The sequence below is a fragment of the Limnohabitans sp. YIMB22184 genome, assembly GCF_048020265.1.
Taxonomy (GTDB): domain Bacteria; phylum Pseudomonadota; class Gammaproteobacteria; order Burkholderiales; family Burkholderiaceae_C; genus Limnohabitans_A.
In genome coordinates, this window is sequence record NZ_CP171843.1 from 1920743 (window position 1) to 1937491 (window position 16749).

19 protein-coding genes are annotated in these 16749 nt (G+C 63.1%); 2 read left to right on the top strand and 17 right to left on the bottom strand.

What is annotated here, in order from left to right; all coding sequences use genetic code 11:
• Positions 1-124 precede the first annotated feature (124 nt).
• Positions 125-877, top strand: coding sequence for an aspartate/glutamate racemase family protein (locus tag ACHEXL_RS08885; RefSeq protein ID WP_416558972.1), 753 nt, complete (start codon positions 125-127; stop codon positions 875-877).
• Positions 878-885: 8 nt separating this feature from the next.
• Here ACHEXL_RS08885 and ACHEXL_RS08890 read toward each other — a convergent pair whose 3' ends face one another.
• Positions 886-1779, bottom strand: a complete 894-nt coding sequence (locus ACHEXL_RS08890; RefSeq protein WP_416558973.1) for a LysR family transcriptional regulator ArgP — start codon at positions 1777-1779, stop codon at positions 886-888.
• 75 nt (positions 1780-1854) lie between these two features.
• Between ACHEXL_RS08890 and ACHEXL_RS08895 the strand changes: the two genes are divergently transcribed.
• A complete protein-coding gene (locus ACHEXL_RS08895; RefSeq protein WP_416558974.1) occupies positions 1855-2508 on the top strand; it encodes a LysE/ArgO family amino acid transporter in 654 nt (217 codons plus the stop codon).
• Positions 2509-2722: 214 nt separating this feature from the next.
• On the opposite strand, the gene ACHEXL_RS08900 is transcribed toward ACHEXL_RS08895, so the two are convergent.
• The 16 genes from ACHEXL_RS08900 to bchC form a co-directional block, all read right to left on the bottom strand.
• The gene (locus ACHEXL_RS08900; protein ID WP_416558975.1) at positions 2723-4120 is read right to left on the bottom strand and encodes a PucC family protein; all 1398 of its coding nucleotides are present in this window, start codon (positions 4118-4120) and stop codon (positions 2723-2725) included.
• A gap of 48 nt (positions 4121-4168) precedes the next feature.
• The gene (locus ACHEXL_RS08905) at positions 4169-4366 is read right to left on the bottom strand and encodes a light-harvesting protein (protein WP_416558976.1); all 198 of its coding nucleotides are present in this window, start codon (positions 4364-4366) and stop codon (positions 4169-4171) included.
• A 12-nt stretch (positions 4367-4378) separates the two neighbouring features.
• Entirely contained in the window at positions 4379-4531 is a 153-nt protein-coding gene (gene pufB / locus ACHEXL_RS08910; RefSeq protein ID WP_019429105.1) for a light-harvesting antenna LH1, beta subunit, read from the bottom strand.
• 104 nt (positions 4532-4635) lie between these two features.
• Positions 4636-5499, bottom strand: coding sequence for a carotenoid 1,2-hydratase (locus ACHEXL_RS08915; RefSeq protein WP_416558977.1), 864 nt, complete (start codon positions 5497-5499; stop codon positions 4636-4638).
• Positions 5496-7028, bottom strand: coding sequence for a 1-hydroxycarotenoid 3,4-desaturase CrtD (gene crtD / locus ACHEXL_RS08920; RefSeq protein ID WP_416558978.1), 1533 nt, complete (start codon positions 7026-7028; stop codon positions 5496-5498). Before crtD ends, ACHEXL_RS08915 begins: the two co-directional genes overlap by 4 nt.
• Complete coding sequence (locus ACHEXL_RS08925; RefSeq protein WP_416558979.1) at positions 7021-7848, bottom strand: hypothetical protein; 828 nt, start codon at positions 7846-7848, stop codon at positions 7021-7023. The genes crtD and ACHEXL_RS08925 overlap by 8 nt, the downstream gene beginning before the upstream one ends.
• A 35-nt stretch (positions 7849-7883) precedes the next feature.
• Complete coding sequence (pufC, locus tag ACHEXL_RS08930) at positions 7884-8945, bottom strand: photosynthetic reaction center cytochrome PufC (RefSeq protein ID WP_416558980.1); 1062 nt, start codon at positions 8943-8945, stop codon at positions 7884-7886.
• On the bottom strand, positions 8942-9919 hold the full coding sequence (gene pufM / locus ACHEXL_RS08935) for a photosynthetic reaction center subunit M (RefSeq protein ID WP_416558981.1): 978 nt from the start codon (positions 9917-9919) through the stop codon (positions 8942-8944). The genes pufC and pufM overlap by 4 nt, the downstream gene beginning before the upstream one ends.
• 47 nt (positions 9920-9966) lie before the next feature.
• On the bottom strand, positions 9967-10803 hold the full coding sequence (gene pufL, locus ACHEXL_RS08940) for a photosynthetic reaction center subunit L (protein ID WP_108426794.1): 837 nt from the start codon (positions 10801-10803) through the stop codon (positions 9967-9969).
• An 83-nt stretch (positions 10804-10886) separates the two neighbouring features.
• Positions 10887-11096: a light-harvesting antenna LH1, alpha subunit gene (pufA, locus tag ACHEXL_RS08945; protein ID WP_108332385.1), complete on the bottom strand. Its 210-nt coding sequence runs from the start codon at positions 11094-11096 to the stop codon at positions 10887-10889.
• A gap of 10 nt (positions 11097-11106) precedes the next feature.
• Complete coding sequence (locus tag ACHEXL_RS08950) at positions 11107-11331, bottom strand: hypothetical protein (protein WP_108407229.1); 225 nt, start codon at positions 11329-11331, stop codon at positions 11107-11109.
• Between the two features lie 44 nt (positions 11332-11375).
• Positions 11376-11519 (bottom strand): light-harvesting antenna LH1, beta subunit, encoded by a 144-nt coding sequence (pufB, locus tag ACHEXL_RS08955; protein WP_019425952.1) that lies wholly within the window; start codon positions 11517-11519, stop codon positions 11376-11378.
• Positions 11520-11659: 140 nt separating this feature from the next.
• Positions 11660-13186 (bottom strand): chlorophyllide a reductase subunit Z, encoded by a 1527-nt coding sequence (bchZ, locus tag ACHEXL_RS08960; protein WP_416558982.1) that lies wholly within the window; start codon positions 13184-13186, stop codon positions 11660-11662.
• Positions 13183-14736 (bottom strand): chlorophyllide a reductase subunit Y, encoded by a 1554-nt coding sequence (gene bchY, locus ACHEXL_RS08965; protein WP_416558983.1) that lies wholly within the window; start codon positions 14734-14736, stop codon positions 13183-13185. The genes bchZ and bchY overlap by 4 nt, the downstream gene beginning before the upstream one ends.
• A 14-nt stretch (positions 14737-14750) precedes the next feature.
• Positions 14751-15767 (bottom strand): chlorophyllide a reductase iron protein subunit X, encoded by a 1017-nt coding sequence (locus ACHEXL_RS08970; protein WP_416558984.1) that lies wholly within the window; start codon positions 15765-15767, stop codon positions 14751-14753.
• Positions 15764-16717, bottom strand: a complete 954-nt coding sequence (bchC, locus tag ACHEXL_RS08975) for a chlorophyll synthesis pathway protein BchC (protein WP_291929442.1) — start codon at positions 16715-16717, stop codon at positions 15764-15766. Before bchC ends, ACHEXL_RS08970 begins: the two co-directional genes overlap by 4 nt.
• Positions 16718-16749 lie beyond the last annotated feature (32 nt).

Genomic DNA, 16749 nt, shown 5'->3' on the forward strand with positions numbered 1-16749 from the left:
CGCATGGGCCTGGCCTGCGCGTCACACCAAAAAAGGGCCTCCTGCACAAAGCCGCCCTTTTTTGAGTCGAGCACTTGCACTGGTTTGGGGCCCAGATGCATGCATGAACCGAGGAGCACAACACATGGACACCACACCACCACGTCGGTATTTGCTGATCAACCCGAACACCAACCCCTTGACCACGCAACGCTTGCAAGATGTGTTGCAAGCTGGGCTGCCGCAAGGCGTGCGGCTGGAGGTAGCGACCGCCCGATTTGGCGCACCCTACATCGCTTGCGAAGCCAGCCATGCAGTCGCTGCGCACGCCTGCCTGGACGCATGGGCGGCTCGGCGCAGCCTGCCTTCGCCTGCACTGCATGGGGTGTTAATCGGCTGTTTTGGTGACCCGGGTTTGTTCGCGCTGCGCGAAGTCAGCGCTTGTCCGGTCACCGGATTGGCCGAGGCCTCTTTCATCCAGGCGGCTGCACATGGACCGTTTGCCATCGTGACCGGTGGCGAGCGCTGGAAGCCCATGCTGCAGCGCCTGGCCAACAGCCTGGGTTACGGCGCGCAACTGCGCCACATCGAAACCGTGGCCCCCACCGGGGCAGCGCTGCAGGCCGATCCAGACATGGCCTTGCGCTGCCTGGGCCAGGCCTGCCAGAACGCCGCCCAAACGGGTGTGGCCAGCATCATCTTGGGCGGTGCCGGTCTGGCCGGTTACGCACAGCGGCTGCAAGCCCACTGCGCCCTGCCCTTGATCGACAGTGCCTTGGCCGGCTGGCAAGTCTTGCTGCAGCAGCAAGTACCCGCCGCCTCAACAGCGCAAGATGGTTTCTTTGCAAGTTGGCATGGCATGCCGCAGCCTTTCATGAGCTTGCCGACACGCACATGACCTGACCTTCAAAACATCAAACTGCCCTGCGCGGCATTCAATACCGCACGGCTCAGGCCATCGAGTAAAACGGATGCGGCGCGGGTTTCCTGCCAATACAAAGGCACATCGAGCGGTGTGCCCGGCACCAGCTCCTGCAAGGCACCACTTCGCAAGTGGGGTGCAATCAGGGTGAGCGGGTGCAAGCCCCAGCCCATGCTGGCCAATGAGGCCTCTACAAAAGCGTGGGTGGAGGGCAAGGTGTGCCGCGGCAGCTCCACATGCCGATGGCACAGACGCCGCACCCAGCGGGCCTGCAGTTCGTCCTGTGTGTTGAACACCAGACTGGGCGCCTGAGCCAGTGTCCCGGCTGTCACGCCGGGCGCCAAGTGGCGCTGCACAAAAGCGGGACTGGCCGCCGCCACATAGCGCATGGCCCCCAGGGCGCGGCTGTTGCAACCGGTAGCCGGGCGCGCCGTGGCCGTCACGGCGGCCAGCACCGCGCCGCTGCGCAACCACTCGGTGGTGTGGTCCTCGTTGTCCACCGACACCGCCATCAAGACGGGTGCCTCGGCCGCAAACGCGGTCACAGCCGGGGCAAACCAGGTGGCCAGGCTGTCAGCGTTCACCGCTATAGGCAGCGTGACACGCGCCACGCCTTCCGGGGCCAGACCCGGCAAGCTGCCTTGCAATTCCTGCTCCAGCAGACGCACACGGTCCATGTGCTGGCAAAGACGTCGACCGGTCTCAGTGGCCTGGCAGGGCTGGCCGCGCACCACCAGAGCACAGCCCACCCGCTCTTCCAGCAGCCGAATGCGTTGCGACACGGCGGACGGCGTGACGTGCAAAGCCCGTGCCGCTCGCTCAAAACTGCCTTCACGAACCACTGACGCCAAAGCTGCCAAAGAGAAATAGTCGAGCATGTATTTAGTTTTTCTAAAGCGGATGAAGAAAAGACAGTTTGTCTTAATCTTGAAAGACTGACAAGCTCATGCCCCATGAACTTGCAAGACACCCTTTTCATGGCCTGGCCTGTTTTTGTCCAAGGCCTGTTGCTCAGCCTGGGCCTGATCGTGGCCATCGGGGCGCAAAACGCTTTTGTATTGCGCCAGGGTTTGCGCCGCGAGCATGTGGGCAGCGTGGTGGCCTTTTGCGCGGTGGCCGATGCGCTGCTGATCACAGCCGGCGTGCTGGGCATGGCACAAGCCTTGGGCGAGCGGCCAGGGCTCGCGCGTGCCCTGGCTTTGGCCGGTGCAGCGTTTTTGGCGGTCTATGGCTGGCGGGCGCTGCAACGGGCGCGCCAAGCCAGCGCGCTGGCAGTGACAGATGCGGGCCTGGGCCTGGGCCGCGGCGCTGCTCTGGCACAAGCAGCGGGCTTCACGCTGCTCAATCCGCACGTTTACCTGGACACGGTGCTGCTGGTGGGCAGCATCGGGGCTCAGCAAGCAGCGCCATTGCAGGGCTGGTTTGCGGCCGGGGCCAGCGTAGCCAGTTTGCTGTGGTTCAGTGCTTTGGGCTTTGGGGCGCGTTGGCTGGCTCCCTGGTTTGCAAAGCCCCGTGCCTGGCAGATTTTGGACGCGTTGATCGGCCTGACCATGTGGGTGCTCTCAGCCCTGCTGGTGCGCCATGTCTGGCCAGCGCTGTCAAGCTGAACGGACCGGGCTGGTGGCAGGCATAAAAAAACCGCTTCGCAGCGGTTTTGGGGGATGGGCTCGGTGAACCATCACTTGCGTGGGCCTCTGGGACGGTTGAACCAGTTGGCCAGCATGAACAGGCCGAAAACCACGAACATGATGATGAGGATGTGTTTGATTTCCATGGCTTTTCCTTGAGTTGAGGGTGAAGGGTCCAAACAGGTGAGGAGCATTATGCAGAGTTGAGCGGTGACCGTACAAGGTCACGCGCTGGCCGCACCAAAGGCGCCATGGCCCACAGGGTCAAAGCCAGCAAAAGAATCTCGAGGCCATACACCACCGTGTAAGCCATGACCGAGCTGCTGCCGAGCGCCACGCCGTCCCGCACCAAGCCGCCCAGCGCCATGCCCAGGCCCGCCGCCGTGGCCTGCACCGCGCCCCAGGCGCCCATGGCCAGCCCGGTGTGCTCGGGCGGGGCCATTTGCATGGTCGCGGTCAAGGTGCCATGGGCAAACAAACCGCCGCCCAGGCCGATCAGAAAAATACCCAGCGCGAACAAAGGCGCAGAAGCCAGGGGGCCAGAGGCGATCACCGCCGCAAACGCGGGCACGCCCACCCAGGCGCCCCAGCTGGCCATGCGGTAGGCATCAGCGCCGCGGCTGAGCACACGCGAAGCCCAGGCAAACCCGATCAGACCGCCCAAGGCCAGGTTGGCCGTGAGCAAGGTGGTGGTGGACACGCTCAGGCTCAAGATCTCGCCGCCATAAGGCTCCAGCAACACGTCTTCCATGGTGAAGGCCATGGTGCCCAGGCCCACCGCCAGCAAACGCCGCAGCGTGTTCGGGCCTTGGCAAAAGAGTTGCCAGGCTTGTGCGAAAGTGTGTTCGATGGGCATACCCGGCTTGCGCAGACGGCTGCGCGGCTCTTGCTTCCACAAGGCGATCACGTTGAGCGTCAAGGTCATCACCGCCACGGCCTGCACCACACGGATCAGCTGGCCAGGGCTGTAGTCGCGCAGCAAGTGGCCCAGCATCAGGGCGCTGCCGATCATGCCGACCAGTTGCATCACATACATCAAGCCCACAACCTGCGGCTGGCGCTCGGGTGGCGCCAGGTCGGTGGCCAGCGCGAGACCCGCGGTTTGTACGGTGTGCATGCCGATGCCCACCAGCACAAAGGCTCCTGCGGCACCCACCAGCCCCACCCAAGCGGGGGCCTGGCTGGCCTGGCCGGCACCGGCCAGCACCAACAGCGCAAAAGGCATGATGGAAAAGCCGCCAAACTGCAGCAAGCTGCCCATCCAGATGTAAGGCACACGCCGCCAGCCCAGTTGCGAGCGGTGGTTGTCCGAACGAAAACCGATCAGCGCCCGAAACGGCGCCACGAGCAAAGGCAGGGCCACCATCAGCGACACCAGCGTGGCCGGCACTTGCAGCTCGACGATCATCACGCGGTTGAGGGTGCCCACCAGCATGACCATGGCCATGCCCACAGAAATTTGAAACAGCGACAAGCGCAGCAGACGGGACAGCGGCAAATCATCGCTGGCGGCGTCCGCAAAAGGCAAAAAACGGGGGCCCATGCTGGCCAGCACCTGCGCAAGAGAAGATCGTGTTTTTGTTTTGTTCATACAAGAAAGACCAGACGCTTGCGCGTCTGGCCGATCGGGCGAGCGCCCTTACTTCTTCACCGTCGCGTCCGCCGCAGCAGGCGCAGCGGCGACCACTTTGGCGCCGCCGTTGAGGAAGTTCTTCACCCAGGAAGTGTTGATGGTCAGGGCCAGGTGCACGCTGAAGGACGCAATCGCCACAGCCGCAATGAACACCGGGATACCGACCGAAGGTTTCACCACACACCACATTTTCGAGTAGATCATGTTGTGTCTCCCTTACTTGAGCCAGGGTGAATAGATGTAGGCCAGCAGATGGGCAAATGCGGCAATCATGCCGAAAATCTGCGTACCCTGGATGAGATTGCGGTGAATCTCTTCCGATTCGGCCTCGGTCAGTCCCGTTGGCCAGACTTTGTCTGAGTTAGACATAGTTTTCTCCTTGCAGAAGACGTGCACGGCCCGCACGAGGGCTATTCATGGCCACCACGGCCAGGAATGGGGTTGCCTTGAGAGCGGATTCAAGGGTGTTCATCTCAAGCCCGCCGTGGCATGCGCCAAGGCAGCATGGCTTGAACCACCGGTGACACCAAACGCGGCACCGACAGGGTTTCGTGGAAGGCAAGCAAAGGCTCGCCCGCGTAGTCAAATTGCAGCAAGGCACGCTGGTAAAACGGCGTATCTTCAAGTTGTTCGTGCACCCGCACGGCTTGCGTGCTGCGCATGCGCCGATCAATGCGCCAGCCCGTCTTGGGCAAGCGCTGCACGGGCGGGGTGGCCATCGGCTCGACCGTGCCTTTGGGCGTGAAGCGCAGCGACAGCACGCGATCATCGGTGCCGGGCGCTTGCATGTCGTAAAACACCAAAGTGCTGCCATCGCGCATGCGGGCGCGCGACCAGTCCCAGGTGTGAAAGCCCTGGTCCACCGGCTCGTCGCCCTCGTTGGAATCCAGGTACGCATGGCCTTGCCACTTCAGGTCAGGGGCGCTCAGGTCGACTTCGATGCGCGAGGCCGGGGCCAATGGACCCCAGCGGTGACGCCCGTTCACATCCAGTGGCGTGGAATAGCCAAACAACTGCTGCGGCCAGAGCTTGATGCGACCGCGCACACGGCGCGGAACAGGCACACACACCTCGTCGATGTCGATGGTCAGGCAGTCGCCGTCCCAGCTCAGCTGGCTCGGGCCGATGGCGAACTGGCGCTCTGTTCGGTGGCAATGGCGCTGACCACGCTCGGTCATGGCCCAGCGGCCCTGGCTTTTGCTGTAAATGGCCACGTTCAGGGCGCAGTGGTTATCTGCATGGGCCTGGCCGCGCCCACGCGCCCAGGCGTAGTACGGCGAGAACACACTGCCCACGAACGCGATGAGGGTGATGCCGTGCTGGCCATCGTCACTCATGGCGTCGACATACCACCAAAGGTAGCCCCCGTCGGGAACGTGCTGGTCGAAGCGAGGCTCGCCATCAGCGCCTCGGCCGCCCGCTGCCCGGACAAGGCCGCCATCGGCACGCCCGGTCCCGGGTGCACGCTGCCCCCCGCCAGAAACAGGCCCTGCAGGGGTGTGGTGGAGCCAGGTCTGCTGAAGATGCTGGTCCAGCCGTGCGTCGCCTGCCCGTACAGTGCCCCGCCGCTGGCCGGAAAGCGCCGATGAAAATCCTGCGGCGTCGTGCGCTGGCTGTTGGCCGTGGTGGGCGTCAGGCTCAGGCCCAGCCTGCGAAGGTGCTGAAAGGTGTGCGTTTGGCATTGTTCTAAAGCCTCCTCGGTGATCGCGTTGCCATCACCGCTGGCGGGGGCGTTGACCAAACAAAAAATGCGCTCGGCCTGGCCTGGGGCCAAGGGCGCAGGCCGGTCTTGCGCACAGACATAGACCGTGGGCTGTTCGGGCAGGCGCTGGCGCTCAAAAATGTCTTCGAACTCGCTGGCGTAAGTGCTCTGAAAAAACACGTTGTGCCGGTCCAGCGCCACGCCATCGGCGGGGGTATGCATGGACCAAGTCACGGCCGACAGGGATCTTGGCGGTGCGGCCTGCGGCACAGCGCGGCGCATGTCCTCGCCCAACAAGCCTTGGCGCAAAGCGGCAGCATCGCCATTGAAGATGACGCGGTCGGCCGGTATAAATTCGCCCGACTGCAGCTGCACACCGCACACGCGGCCCTGGCGCTGCTCGATGCGCTGGCAAGTGCTGTGGTAGCGGAACACCGCACCACGACGGCGGGCCACACGGGCCAGCGCCTGGGCCATGCCGACCATGCCGCCTTCAACCGACCAGACCCCATCCATCTCGACCTGCGCAATCAGCATGAGGGTGGCGGGCGACTGCCAAGGCGATGAGCCGCAATAGGTGGCGTAGCGTGCAAACAGCTGGCGCAAACGCGGATCGGGAAACTGCTGGCCCAGTTGCTGCCACAGGCTGCGCATGGGCCCCAGTTGGGCCAACACGCCCAAGCCATTGAACCCCAAGTCGCCCATGAAGCCGCCCATGCTGGGGCGCTGGGCGCGGATCATCGGGCCTTCGAGCATGGCGTAAAGCTGGCGCGTGGTTTTACAAAAATCCCTGAATCGCCGGGCTTCGTCGCCCCCCGACCAAGCGGCAATGGCCGCTTCGCTTTCGCGCGCGTCGGCCGACAAATCCAGCTGGCTGCCGTCGGGCCAGAAGTGACGGGCGAGCACCTGCAGTGGCGTGATGCGCATCTCGGCCTCGACGCTGGTGCCCACGCTGCGCAGCAAGTCGTCGAACACCCAGCGCATGGTGAACACGGTGGGGCCGCTGTCGATGTGTGCGCCGTTCACTTCGCGGCTGTGCACCTTGCCGCCGGGCTCGCCCGAGGCTTCAACCACGGTGACATCGAGCCCTTGGTGAGCAAGCGCAATGGCGCTGCACAAGCCGCCCATGCCCGCGCCGACGATGACGACACGTGGCTCAGACATGGCTGAGCTCCAGACGGGGCGTATCCACAACGGGTGCAGTGTCCAGCGCCGCGGCAGCGCCAAGAGGCGAAGCGTTGTCAAACTGAAAAGGCTGACCTTTCCAGACCCCGGCCATCTGCAGCACCTGCATGCGCACGAACAGCGACTCGGAAAAAAACTGGTGTTTGTAGGCCGCTGCACTGGCCACCTGGTGCGCACCCTGGTGGGCGTAGTTCAGCATCGATGCCGTGTCTTGCCACAAACTGAAGGTGCATTGGCGCACCAAGGGCGCCTCGCCCAAGCCCATGGCCAACAGGCAACCGGGGGATTGGTCGAGTTCAGCCTGGGCCGCCGGGGCATAACGCCAGAAGGCCATGGCCTTGGTGGGCAAAATGCTGGCGCGTGTCAGCACAGCGAAGGGGCCTGGCGCTTGCGCAGCATCTTGACCTGTCTCTCCCAGTGATTGGGCGCTGCTGACCTGCCAGGCTTGCTTGTCCCAGTGGCCGCGCGCCGATTGCACCGCCATCACGCCGCTCCAGCATTCACGCGCACGGCTGCGGTAAGCCTGCACCGCCGGGCTGTCCAGAAACTGCAGGGCCAGATCGAGGTGGGTGAACGTGCAGATCAGGCCCTGGTGCGTGGCACTGGGGCGCAGGCTAAAACCCCCGCCGTGGCCACTGCCCATGACCTTGACCATGGTCAGGCCTGGCACCTCCTTGTAGGGCGTGGCTCCGGCCACCAGCCGCAGCCAGCCCCAACCCTGGTGCTGTCGCAAGAAGTCGGCCAGCAACACCACCACCACGCCAGACAGCGGGTCATGAAGGTTGGCGATGGCTTCCATGACGGGCGTCCGGCAAAGGTGCGGTGGCTTGCGAACTACTTGGCCGCGACTTTGGACGCAGCCAAAGCGGGTTTGAGCAACTCGGGAAAGTCCTTGGCCATGGGCGCACCGTTCAGAGGCTTGTACGCACCCTGGTGGCAGGTGGCGCAGTTGAGCTTGGCCACATCACCCAGCGGGCCCTTGCGGTGCGCCGGGAAGACTTCGGTCAAAGGCTCCATGTAGGTCAGGTTCAGGTCCCGCGCCATGCGGATGCCATGCCAGGCCGTCACGCGTTGCGGTGGGCTGTTCTCCCAATTCTGGAAGGACTGCGTGTTGTGGCAGTAGGTGCAGTTCACGCCCAGCGAGGTGGACATGTGCGTCATCAAGCCATAGGTCCACTCGGCCTGCTTGATCGACTGGCGGTTGCCCGAGGGCAGCGCGGTGGGGCCGTTCACGCGGATGTTCTGCTTGTCCAGCAGGAAGGGAGTGAATGGGTCGTTGGGCAGTGAGGACAAATTGACCACCGGTGAAGGGGTGTTCTGTCCGGCCTTGTCACCGATGAAGTTCGAGCCTTGCGGCTGAGGATCGGACTTGAACCAGATGGCATTGGGCACCGGCTCACCCCGGTGGCAGGTGTAGCAGGTCACGCCGGTCTGCGCGACGTGCGGCTGCCAGTCGGCGTTGATGTGCTGCGTCATCTCGACCATGCGCCGCGCCACCACCTTGGTGTATTTGCTGTCGTCTTCAAAGTTGGGCAAGGCATGGCAATAGCCGCAGCCTTCTTGCGGGGCCACCCAGCTGGTCATCGAGACCATCAGGCGGTTGAACTCGCCCACACTCAGATGGCCCAGCACCTTGACGTTCTTGTAGGCCTGCGCGGCCTTGGGGCCGTCCGAGCCGGGTGAAGGGATCGCCGCAGGTGGCTGGTTCTTTTCGGTTTTGACTTCGAGCAGACGGGCGTTGTAGACCTGCGCCATGCCGGTGCCGCGATACCCGCTTTGGACCGTCTCTGGAATCGGGCGCTCGCAACCAGCGAGCACCAGGCCCACCAGTGCCAGGCCCAGACCTTGGGCCAGGCGTCTTGTCCAATGCGTTTTGTGGAGGGTGTGGGTGTTCATGGCTTGGCTCCTGTGCTCAGCGCGGGGTCCACCACCGCTGGAAAGATTTCGGGGTACGGTGGCGCCACGCCATGCTTGATGGCCCAGAGGTACCAGTTGTCCACCACGGTGCCAGTCAGCAAGATGCCGATGCCGCCGGTGATGGGGCACAGCACAGCGAACCACCAGGCCCAGCGGTGAATCGATTCCATGGTCGCGTTGAAGCCCATGGTCCAGCGCCAGAACAAGGCCGCACGTTCCGAGGCCGTGCCCCGGTCGGTGATCTGCTCGATCTCGCGTTCACCACCAAAGCGGGTGACGGCCAGAATGGTCGCGCCGTGCATGGCAAACAGCAGGGCCGAGCCGTACAAGAACACGATCGACAGCGCGTGGAAGGGGTTGTAGAACAGGTTGCCGTAGCGCAGCGAGAAAGCCGCCGTCCAGTCCAGGTGGGAGAAGATGCCGTAAGGCACCGCCTCGCCCCAGGAACCCATCAGGATGGGACGGAACAAGCCCAGCACCAAAAACAACCAGATGGCTGCAGCAAAAGCCCAGGCGATGTGCGTACCCATGCCCAGCTCGACCGCGCGGCGGTAGGTGCGGGCCCACCAGAACATGACCGACGCGGTGAGGAACAAACCCACGATGAGGAACCAGCCGCCCTGGTTGAGCGGTGGCATGCTCAGGCCGTAGCTCGGTGGTGGCGGCTCCAGCGACAGCCAGAACAGCTGGCGCACGAACTGGATCGGGTCGTAGTTGACCGAGGCCAGCATGTTCATGCCGATCAGGGTGAAGGCGATCAAGCCAAACACGAGCGAAGCCAAACCCAGACCACCGAGGTAAATCGGGCCAAGCTGGGCATTGCCCAACTTGCCGATCCAGTAGTTGATCAGGGGCTGCCCAGTGCGCGGGCTGTTGCCGTGTCCGAGTTCCACCCCGTGGTGGACTGGACCCACGGCTTGCACCGTGGTGAACAGGTTTTGATAGTCGGCCATTTGCGGTACTCCTCAATTCTTGGGGTTCGGGCTGCGTGCAGTCCGAATCAGAGTGGCCACTGGGACCAGATCGGCATGTTCAGCCACCAGCTCCACCACTCGGGCCAGCCACGGCTCCAGAAGGGGCCGCTGAGCACGATGCACAGGGCGCTGAACAACACGGCCGCCAGCGCCAGGAACAGGCCCAGGCGGTGGATGCCCAAGGTGCCGATCGAGTAGCCGATGATGTCGCGGAAGAACGTGTCCTCGTGCTCGGGTGTCTTGACCACGGTGCCCGGTGCGGGATTGGTGGATGACAGGATCAAACCGCCGTGCAGCGACAGGGCAAACACGCTGGCGAAGAAGAAACTCACGGCGATCATGTGCGCCGGGTTGTAGTGAAAGTGCAGGTACTGGTAGCCCACGTTGGACACCCAGTCGAGGTGGCTGTAGATGCCGTACGGAAAGCCGTGGCCCCAGGCGCCCATGAGCACCGGCCGCACGACCACCAAAGTGACATAAGCCGAGATGGCCACACCGAAGGCCACGGGCACATGAAAGCCCATGCCCAGCTTGCGGCAGATCTCGACCTCGCGCATCATCCAAGAGCCAAATGCGCCAATGGCACACACCGTGATGAGCTGCCACAGGCCGCCTTCCATCAGGGGCGCAAAGCGCAGGCCATACGACAGATCAGGCGGTGCGATGCTGATCTGCCAGAGGTTCCAGGTGGGCCCTTGTGAGGCGCCCCACAAAATGAGGGCCGTGCCCAGGAACGAAAAGAACAAGGTTGTGACGCCGAAGAAACCGACGTAAAACGGTCCGACCCAGAAGTCGAACAAATCACCACCCAGCAGGGTACCACCGCGAACACGGTACTTTTTCTCAAAATTCAGCATGGCCATGGTTGGGTCCTCCTGCATCAGTGGATCAACAGATGCCGCATTGACACGAGGTCAATGACGGCTTCTGAACGGCAAGTCCTGGATCAGGACTTGGGCGCGGCGAGTGAAGCCACCGAAGTCGGCAGCGGCGAGTTTTGCGCCGATGCTGCGACCGGTTTTTTCGCACCGTCGAGCCAGTTGAATTTGTTGGTGCTGAGCAAGATGAGGTGAATCATCGCGGCCAGGCCAAACAAGAAAATGCCCTGCAGTACCATGGCACGCAAAGGGTCGTAAAGTCGCCAAATTCTCCACATGGTGAATCTCCTAAATGATGTGGGACATGAAGGTGTACACCGCCGCATTCACACCCTGACTCATGCTCTTGGCATCTTCTGCACCGGGCAGCAGATCCCGCCAGTGAACGCCGACCAGTTTGGCCAGTACGACGACCACGAACAGACATCCGAATCCGATGAGGAAAATGGACCAGAACGCAGGGGACTCATCCGCACGCGAATGGTCCTCGTTGAGGTGGGTTGTGTTTTGCATGACAGTGACTCCGTCAATCTATGGATGAAAAAACAGGCTCTGAATCAGAACCAGGGACGCCACGCCCAGACCAGGATGTGGGCCAGCACAGCAACTGCTGTAAAGCCCACGGTGCCCTGCATCCAGTAATGGTGGAACTCCTGGGCTTCCTCATCGGTGAGTCCGGAAATTGATGTCTTGGTGGACATGTTTTGCTCCTTTTAAAGAGGCCTTGCGACCCGGGTTGCGCACAGCCCGCGCAGATGGGCATCCGCAGCCAAAGGCCACGACATGGGGTGAAAGGCACTGCTTGGGGCAGCACCCGTGTTTGTTTGAAAGGCTGGTGCGCTCATGCCGTCACCCCCAGACCCAGTTCGCGGCTGGCCGCGTTCACATGGGCTTCGGTCACCTCGCTGTGGCCTTGGGACTGCGAGAGTTGTTCGGCCTGGTCGCGCAAGCGCTTGGCCGCTGAAATCTGCACCAGCACCGGCTGGCTTTGCACCACATCGCGCAAGCGCTGCTGGGCCTGGTCTTGCCAGCTGGCGTTGGGAGCGACCACACCACGCGCCTGGGTGGCTTCGACTTTGTCCATCTCGGTGCCGAGCGGCAAGATGTGGAACAGCGCATCGAACAGCGCGTTGCACACCTCCTGGATCACATAGCTCGCACCGCTGTAGCCCATGAAGGGCGTGCCGGTGTGGCGGCGGATGATGGCGCCGGGAAAGGACGCAGGAATGAAAGCGGCGCGCATGGGGCTGCCGCCCGAGATTTCGCTCAGGTACATGCGCTCGTTGTAGCTGCCGAACATGATCAGCGGCGTTTGCGTTTTGACCAGCTCGCGCACAGCGGCGTTGTCGGTCTTGTTGCCGGCGGTACGTGACACGCTGAAGCGGCAGGGCAAACCCATTTCGTTTTCAAGGAAGTTTTTCAGACCCCGCGAATAGGTCTCGCCCGCCACCACGGCAAAGCTGGCGGTGGCAAAAAAGTCTTGTGTGACCGAGCGCCACAGGTCCCACATGGGCTTGAGCGTCGTGTGCTTTTCGCGCTCGATGAAAGGCTCCGGGTCCAGGTTCAGCAGCTCGCCCAATTTGCGCAAGAATTGGGTGGTGCTGTGCAGGCCAATGGGTGCTTGCAAATAAGGACGCTCCAGCGCTTCGCACAGCATGCGGCCAAACTCGCGGTACATGCAGATGTTCACGTCGGCCTCGACCAAACGCGAGACATCGGCCAGGTGGCTGCCCAAGGGGAAGACCATGTTGACCTCGGCACCGATGCCCTGCACCAAGCGGCGGATTTCGGCCAGGTCGCTCGGGCTGTTGAAGGTGCCGTAGCAAGGGCCAATGATGTTGACGCGGGGCTTTTCACCCACAGGACGGTCTTCAAAAGGCTTGCGGGCAGGCACTTTGCGCAGACCGTACTCGCTCCACAGCCAGTACATGGCGCGGTTGGCGCACTGCCACTGGTCTTCGTCGATGGTGCGTGGCAAAAAGCGTGCGATGTTGGTGCCTTCGGGCGTGACGCCGCCGCCGATCATCTCGGCAATGGAGCCTGTCACCACCACGGCGGGCAATTCGGGGTCGAGTGTGGCGTGGGCGCGTTTCATCGCGCCTTCGGTGCCTTCACGGCCGAGCTGCTCTTCGGCCAAGCCTGTCACCACAATCGGCAGCTCGTGCGGCGGCAAGGCATCGGTGTAATGCAGCACCGAGGTCACGGGCAGGTTTTCGCAGCCCACAGGGCCGTCGATCACCACCTGCAAACCCTTGATGGCGGTGAACACATACACCGCACCCCAGTAACCGCCCGCGCGGTCGTGGTCGAGGATGAGTGGCGACTTGGGTTTAGCCACAGTGCTGGGCGGAGGTGTGACCTGGTTCATGAACCCATCTCCTCGGCTTTGCGCTTCTTCAAAAGCTTTTCAATCTGGCGGCGGGTTTCGGCCTTGAACTCGGGTCGGTCTTTGGGCACCGACTCCCAGACACCTGCGGCGTGGCCTGCACCCACATCGCCAAAGAAATCCTTCATGGCGTCAAAGCGGGCCTGGTTGCCCATGGCCGCTTGCACCACCTGCACCAGGGACCCAGCGCCAGCCACACCCATCAAAGGCCGGGCCGAAATCAGGTTGGTGAAGTACAGCGCTGGCACGCTGTTTTGCTTGGCGATCTGCACCACCGGCGTGGTGCCGATGGCCAGCTGCGGCCGGTATTCGTACATGGCATTCAGGTCTTGCTCCAGCGAGGCACGCATTTGCACCTGCACGCCCTTGGCCTGCAGCCAGGCAATGTCTTGGGCGTTCCATTCGGTGGCAGGACATGCCGAGCCCACGTAGCGCAGATCGGCCCCGCATTCGATGAGCAAGCGGCCCACCAACAACTCGGAGCCCTCGTAACCACTCAGGGTGATGCGGCCCGAGATCGGCTTTTGCATCAAGAGGCCGCGCATTTGGGCCAAGGACTGGTTGCGCGCCACGTCGATCTGTGCCTGCGCAATGCCGGCCGCTTGGCCGATGTTTTGCAACCAGTCTTGTGTGCCTTCCAGGCCCACCGGGGCCGAGCCCACGACGGGGCGACCTGCGGCTTTGAATTCGCGCACGCTGGCGGTGTAAAACGGGTGGATGGCGGCGGCCACCGAGCAGTCGAGTGCGGCGTACAACTCTCGCCACTCGCGGGTGGGCACCACCGGGCCTGCGGCCAGGCCCATGGGCGCGAGCATCTGGCCAATGATGACCGGGTCGGCCGGGAACATCTCGCCGAGCAAGGCCACCGTGGGCTTGTCACCGCGACCGGCGCGGGGGGCGGCCACCGGGCCGCTCATGATTTCTTCGCGGGCGTATTTCAGCATCGCCCCGGCCAACACGTCTTTGGCCTCGGCATGGGTGGGCACGCCAAAACCGGGCACGTCGATACCGATGATGCGCACGCCGTTGATCTCTTTGGGCAACAACTGCAGCGGCACACCGCTGGCGGTGGGCACGCACAGGTTGATGATGATGACGGTGTCGACCTGCTTCGGATCGGCCTCGGCGTGCACCGCTTCGCGGATGTCTTCAAACAGCTTGCCCGTGACCAGCGACTCGGAGTTGAAGGGCACATAACCCACGCTGCGGCGGGCACCGTAAAAATGCGAGGTGAAGGTCAGGCCATACACACAGCAAGCCGAGCCCGACAGGATGGTCGCGGTGCGCTTCATGCGCAAACCCACGCGCAGCGAGCCAAAGGCCGGGCACATGCTTTGCGGCTGGTCGTGCGGGCCGGCATCGGGCTGGCGCGGGTAATCGCGGGCGTATTGGTCGAGCACCTCGGACTTGCCCGCCTCTTTGGCGGCGGCCACCATGGCCTCGGTGCCGGCGTGGCAACCCATGCCGTCGCCTTGCAACCCTGCGGGGTTGGGGGCGTCGGTGCTGGGGTGAATCGGGATGGTGCGCGACATGGTGGGTGTCCTGCTCAGGCGGCGTCGTACACGACTTCGAGCGAAGGCTTGATGTCTTCGTGCTTGCCCACCATGTCGAACACGGTGGCGGGCTCCAGCACCACGTTGCGACCCACCACATCGGCGCTGAACAAGCCCAGCAACTGGTCCTGGGTCTGTGGTTTCGGGCGCATCGGAGGGGCTTCGGCCACGTTCTTGGCCAGTTCGGCAAACAGCGGGCCCCACTCGCCGTCAGGCCGGCCGATGATTTCGTAGCTGGCACTCTTGCGGCGGATGTCTTCGTTGGCCGGGATGGCGGCCAGCACCGGGATGCCTGCGTTGGCTGCAAAGCTCTGGGCTTCGCCCGTGCCATCGTCTTTGTTGATGACCATGCCGGCCACGCCCACGTTGCCGCCGAGCTTGCGGAAATACTCCACCGCCGAGCACACGTTGTTGGCCACATACAGCGACTGCAAGTCGTTGCTGGCGACCACGATCACCTTTTGGCACATGTCGCGGGCGATCGGCAGGCCAAAGCCGCCGCAGACCACGTCGCCCAGAAAGTCGAGCAGCACGTAGTCAAATCCCCAATCGTGGAAACCGAGTTTTTCAAGCGTTTCAAAACCGTGGATGATGCCGCGCCCGCCGCAGCCGCGACCGACTTCGGGGCCACCCAATTCCATGGCGAACACGCCATCGCGCTTGAAGCACACGTCACCAATGCTCACGGCCTGGCCGGAGAGCTTGAGGCGCGAAGAGGTCTCGATGATGGTGGGGCAAGCCTTGCCACCGAACAGCAAACTGGTGGTATCGCTCTTGGGGTCGCAACCGATCAGCAGCACTTTTTTGCCCTGCTGCGCCATCATGTAAGACAGGTTGGCGAGCGTGAAGCTTTTGCCAATGCCGCCTTTGCCGTAGATGGCAATGATTTGTGTCTCTTTGGTCACCTCGGTGGTGCTCACGGCGTCGGGCTCGACGTCGGCCTCACGGCGCAGCAATTCCACGAATTTGATGGGCTGTGAGGGGGTGGCGGTGTCAGTTGAGGTATTCATGCGGAAGCACTCCAATCAAGGATCATCTTGAGACAGCTCGCATCTCCGAAGGCGGTCTCGTAGGCAGAACCAGCATGCGTCGATGGCTGGGTGTGGGTGATCAAACCGTCGAGCGACAAGCGGCCGGTGTTCACCAGCTCGTTGACGGCCAACAGATCGGGGCGCTTCCACTCGGCGGCGATGCGCATGCGCGCTTCGCGCATGAAGGCCGGGGCGTAGGCAAAAGAAAGGTCTTGTCTGTAGAAACCGGCCAGCACCAATTCGCCACCGGGGCGCAGGCGCTGGATCAGGCCATTGAGCAGGCTGCCGTCGCCGCTCACGTCATAAATGGTGCGGTAGTCGCGGCGCGGGTCGTCTTGCGGTTGCACCACGGTGTAGCCTTCGGCACCGGCAGAGCGTTCGGCCTGGGTTTCCCACACGGTGGGCGCGGGCAGGCCAGCCGCCACTGTGAGGCGCGCCAACAAGCGACCCATGACGCCGTGACCCACGATGAGCTCAGGGGCTTCAAACGGGTCTTGCTGACCACCGCCCGAGACCGCGTGGTAGGCCGTGGCGGCCAGCGCCAGCAGCACCGATTGCGCGCCCAGGTGTTCGGCCACGGGCACGACTTTTTGCGCAGTGACCACCAGTCGCGAAGCCGCGCCACCAAACAAGCTTTTGACCCCGGTGAAGCAATTGGCACCTGGCACAAACACACGTTGCCCGGCTTGCACGCCGGTGTCCGAGGCGGCGCGAACCACACGGCCCACCGTCTCGTAACCGGGCACCAGCGGGTAGCCCATGCCCGGGAAGGGCGGCATGCTGCCGTCCCAGAGCATGCGTTCGGTGCCGGTGCTGATGCCGCTGTATTCGACCGCCACGTCCAACTGACCAGCCTGCAATTCGGGCAAGTCCAGCGCCTGCAAGCTCAGTTGCTTGGGGCTGTTGAAGACGACGGCTTGAGATCTCATGCTTGTATTCTTTGCTTTACATTGCTATATGT

What these genes read in the sequence shown, in the direction of transcription:
- pufL (WP_108426794.1), bottom strand. Translation starts at nt 10,803, where the DNA reads ATGGCCATGCTGAATTTTGAGAAAAAGTACCGTGTTCGCGGTGGTACC.
- pufB (WP_019429105.1), bottom strand. Translation starts at nt 4,531, where the DNA reads ATGTCTAACTCAGACAAAGTCTGGCCAACGGGACTGACCGAGGCCGAA.
- ACHEXL_RS08890 (WP_416558973.1), bottom strand. Translation starts at nt 1,779, where the DNA reads ATGCTCGACTATTTCTCTTTGGCAGCTTTGGCGTCAGTGGTTCGTGAA.
- ACHEXL_RS08900 (WP_416558975.1), bottom strand. Translation starts at nt 4,120, where the DNA reads ATGAACAAAACAAAAACACGATCTTCTCTTGCGCAGGTGCTGGCCAGC.
- ACHEXL_RS08950 (WP_108407229.1), bottom strand. Translation starts at nt 11,331, where the DNA reads ATGCAAAACACAACCCACCTCAACGAGGACCATTCGCGTGCGGATGAG.
- ACHEXL_RS08925 (WP_416558979.1), bottom strand. Translation starts at nt 7,848, where the DNA reads ATGGAAGCCATCGCCAACCTTCATGACCCGCTGTCTGGCGTGGTGGTG.
- crtD (WP_416558978.1), bottom strand. Translation starts at nt 7,028, where the DNA reads ATGTCTGAGCCACGTGTCGTCATCGTCGGCGCGGGCATGGGCGGCTTG.
- bchY (WP_416558983.1), bottom strand. Translation starts at nt 14,736, where the DNA reads ATGTCGCGCACCATCCCGATTCACCCCAGCACCGACGCCCCCAACCCC.
- ACHEXL_RS08885 (WP_416558972.1), top strand. Translation starts at nt 125, where the DNA reads ATGGACACCACACCACCACGTCGGTATTTGCTGATCAACCCGAACACC.
- bchZ (WP_416558982.1), bottom strand. Translation starts at nt 13,186, where the DNA reads ATGAACCAGGTCACACCTCCGCCCAGCACTGTGGCTAAACCCAAGTCG.
- pufM (WP_416558981.1), bottom strand. Translation starts at nt 9,919, where the DNA reads ATGGCCGACTATCAAAACCTGTTCACCACGGTGCAAGCCGTGGGTCCA.
- pufA (WP_108332385.1), bottom strand. Translation starts at nt 11,096, where the DNA reads ATGTGGAGAATTTGGCGACTTTACGACCCTTTGCGTGCCATGGTACTG.
- ACHEXL_RS08895 (WP_416558974.1), top strand. Translation starts at nt 1,855, where the DNA reads ATGAACTTGCAAGACACCCTTTTCATGGCCTGGCCTGTTTTTGTCCAA.
- ACHEXL_RS08905 (WP_416558976.1), bottom strand. Translation starts at nt 4,366, where the DNA reads ATGATCTACTCGAAAATGTGGTGTGTGGTGAAACCTTCGGTCGGTATC.
- ACHEXL_RS08970 (WP_416558984.1), bottom strand. Translation starts at nt 15,767, where the DNA reads ATGAATACCTCAACTGACACCGCCACCCCCTCACAGCCCATCAAATTC.
- ACHEXL_RS08915 (WP_416558977.1), bottom strand. Translation starts at nt 5,499, where the DNA reads ATGAGTGACGATGGCCAGCACGGCATCACCCTCATCGCGTTCGTGGGC.
- pufB (WP_019425952.1), bottom strand. Translation starts at nt 11,519, where the DNA reads ATGTCCACCAAGACATCAATTTCCGGACTCACCGATGAGGAAGCCCAG.
- bchC (WP_291929442.1), bottom strand. Translation starts at nt 16,717, where the DNA reads ATGAGATCTCAAGCCGTCGTCTTCAACAGCCCCAAGCAACTGAGCTTG.
- pufC (WP_416558980.1), bottom strand. Translation starts at nt 8,945, where the DNA reads ATGAACACCCACACCCTCCACAAAACGCATTGGACAAGACGCCTGGCC.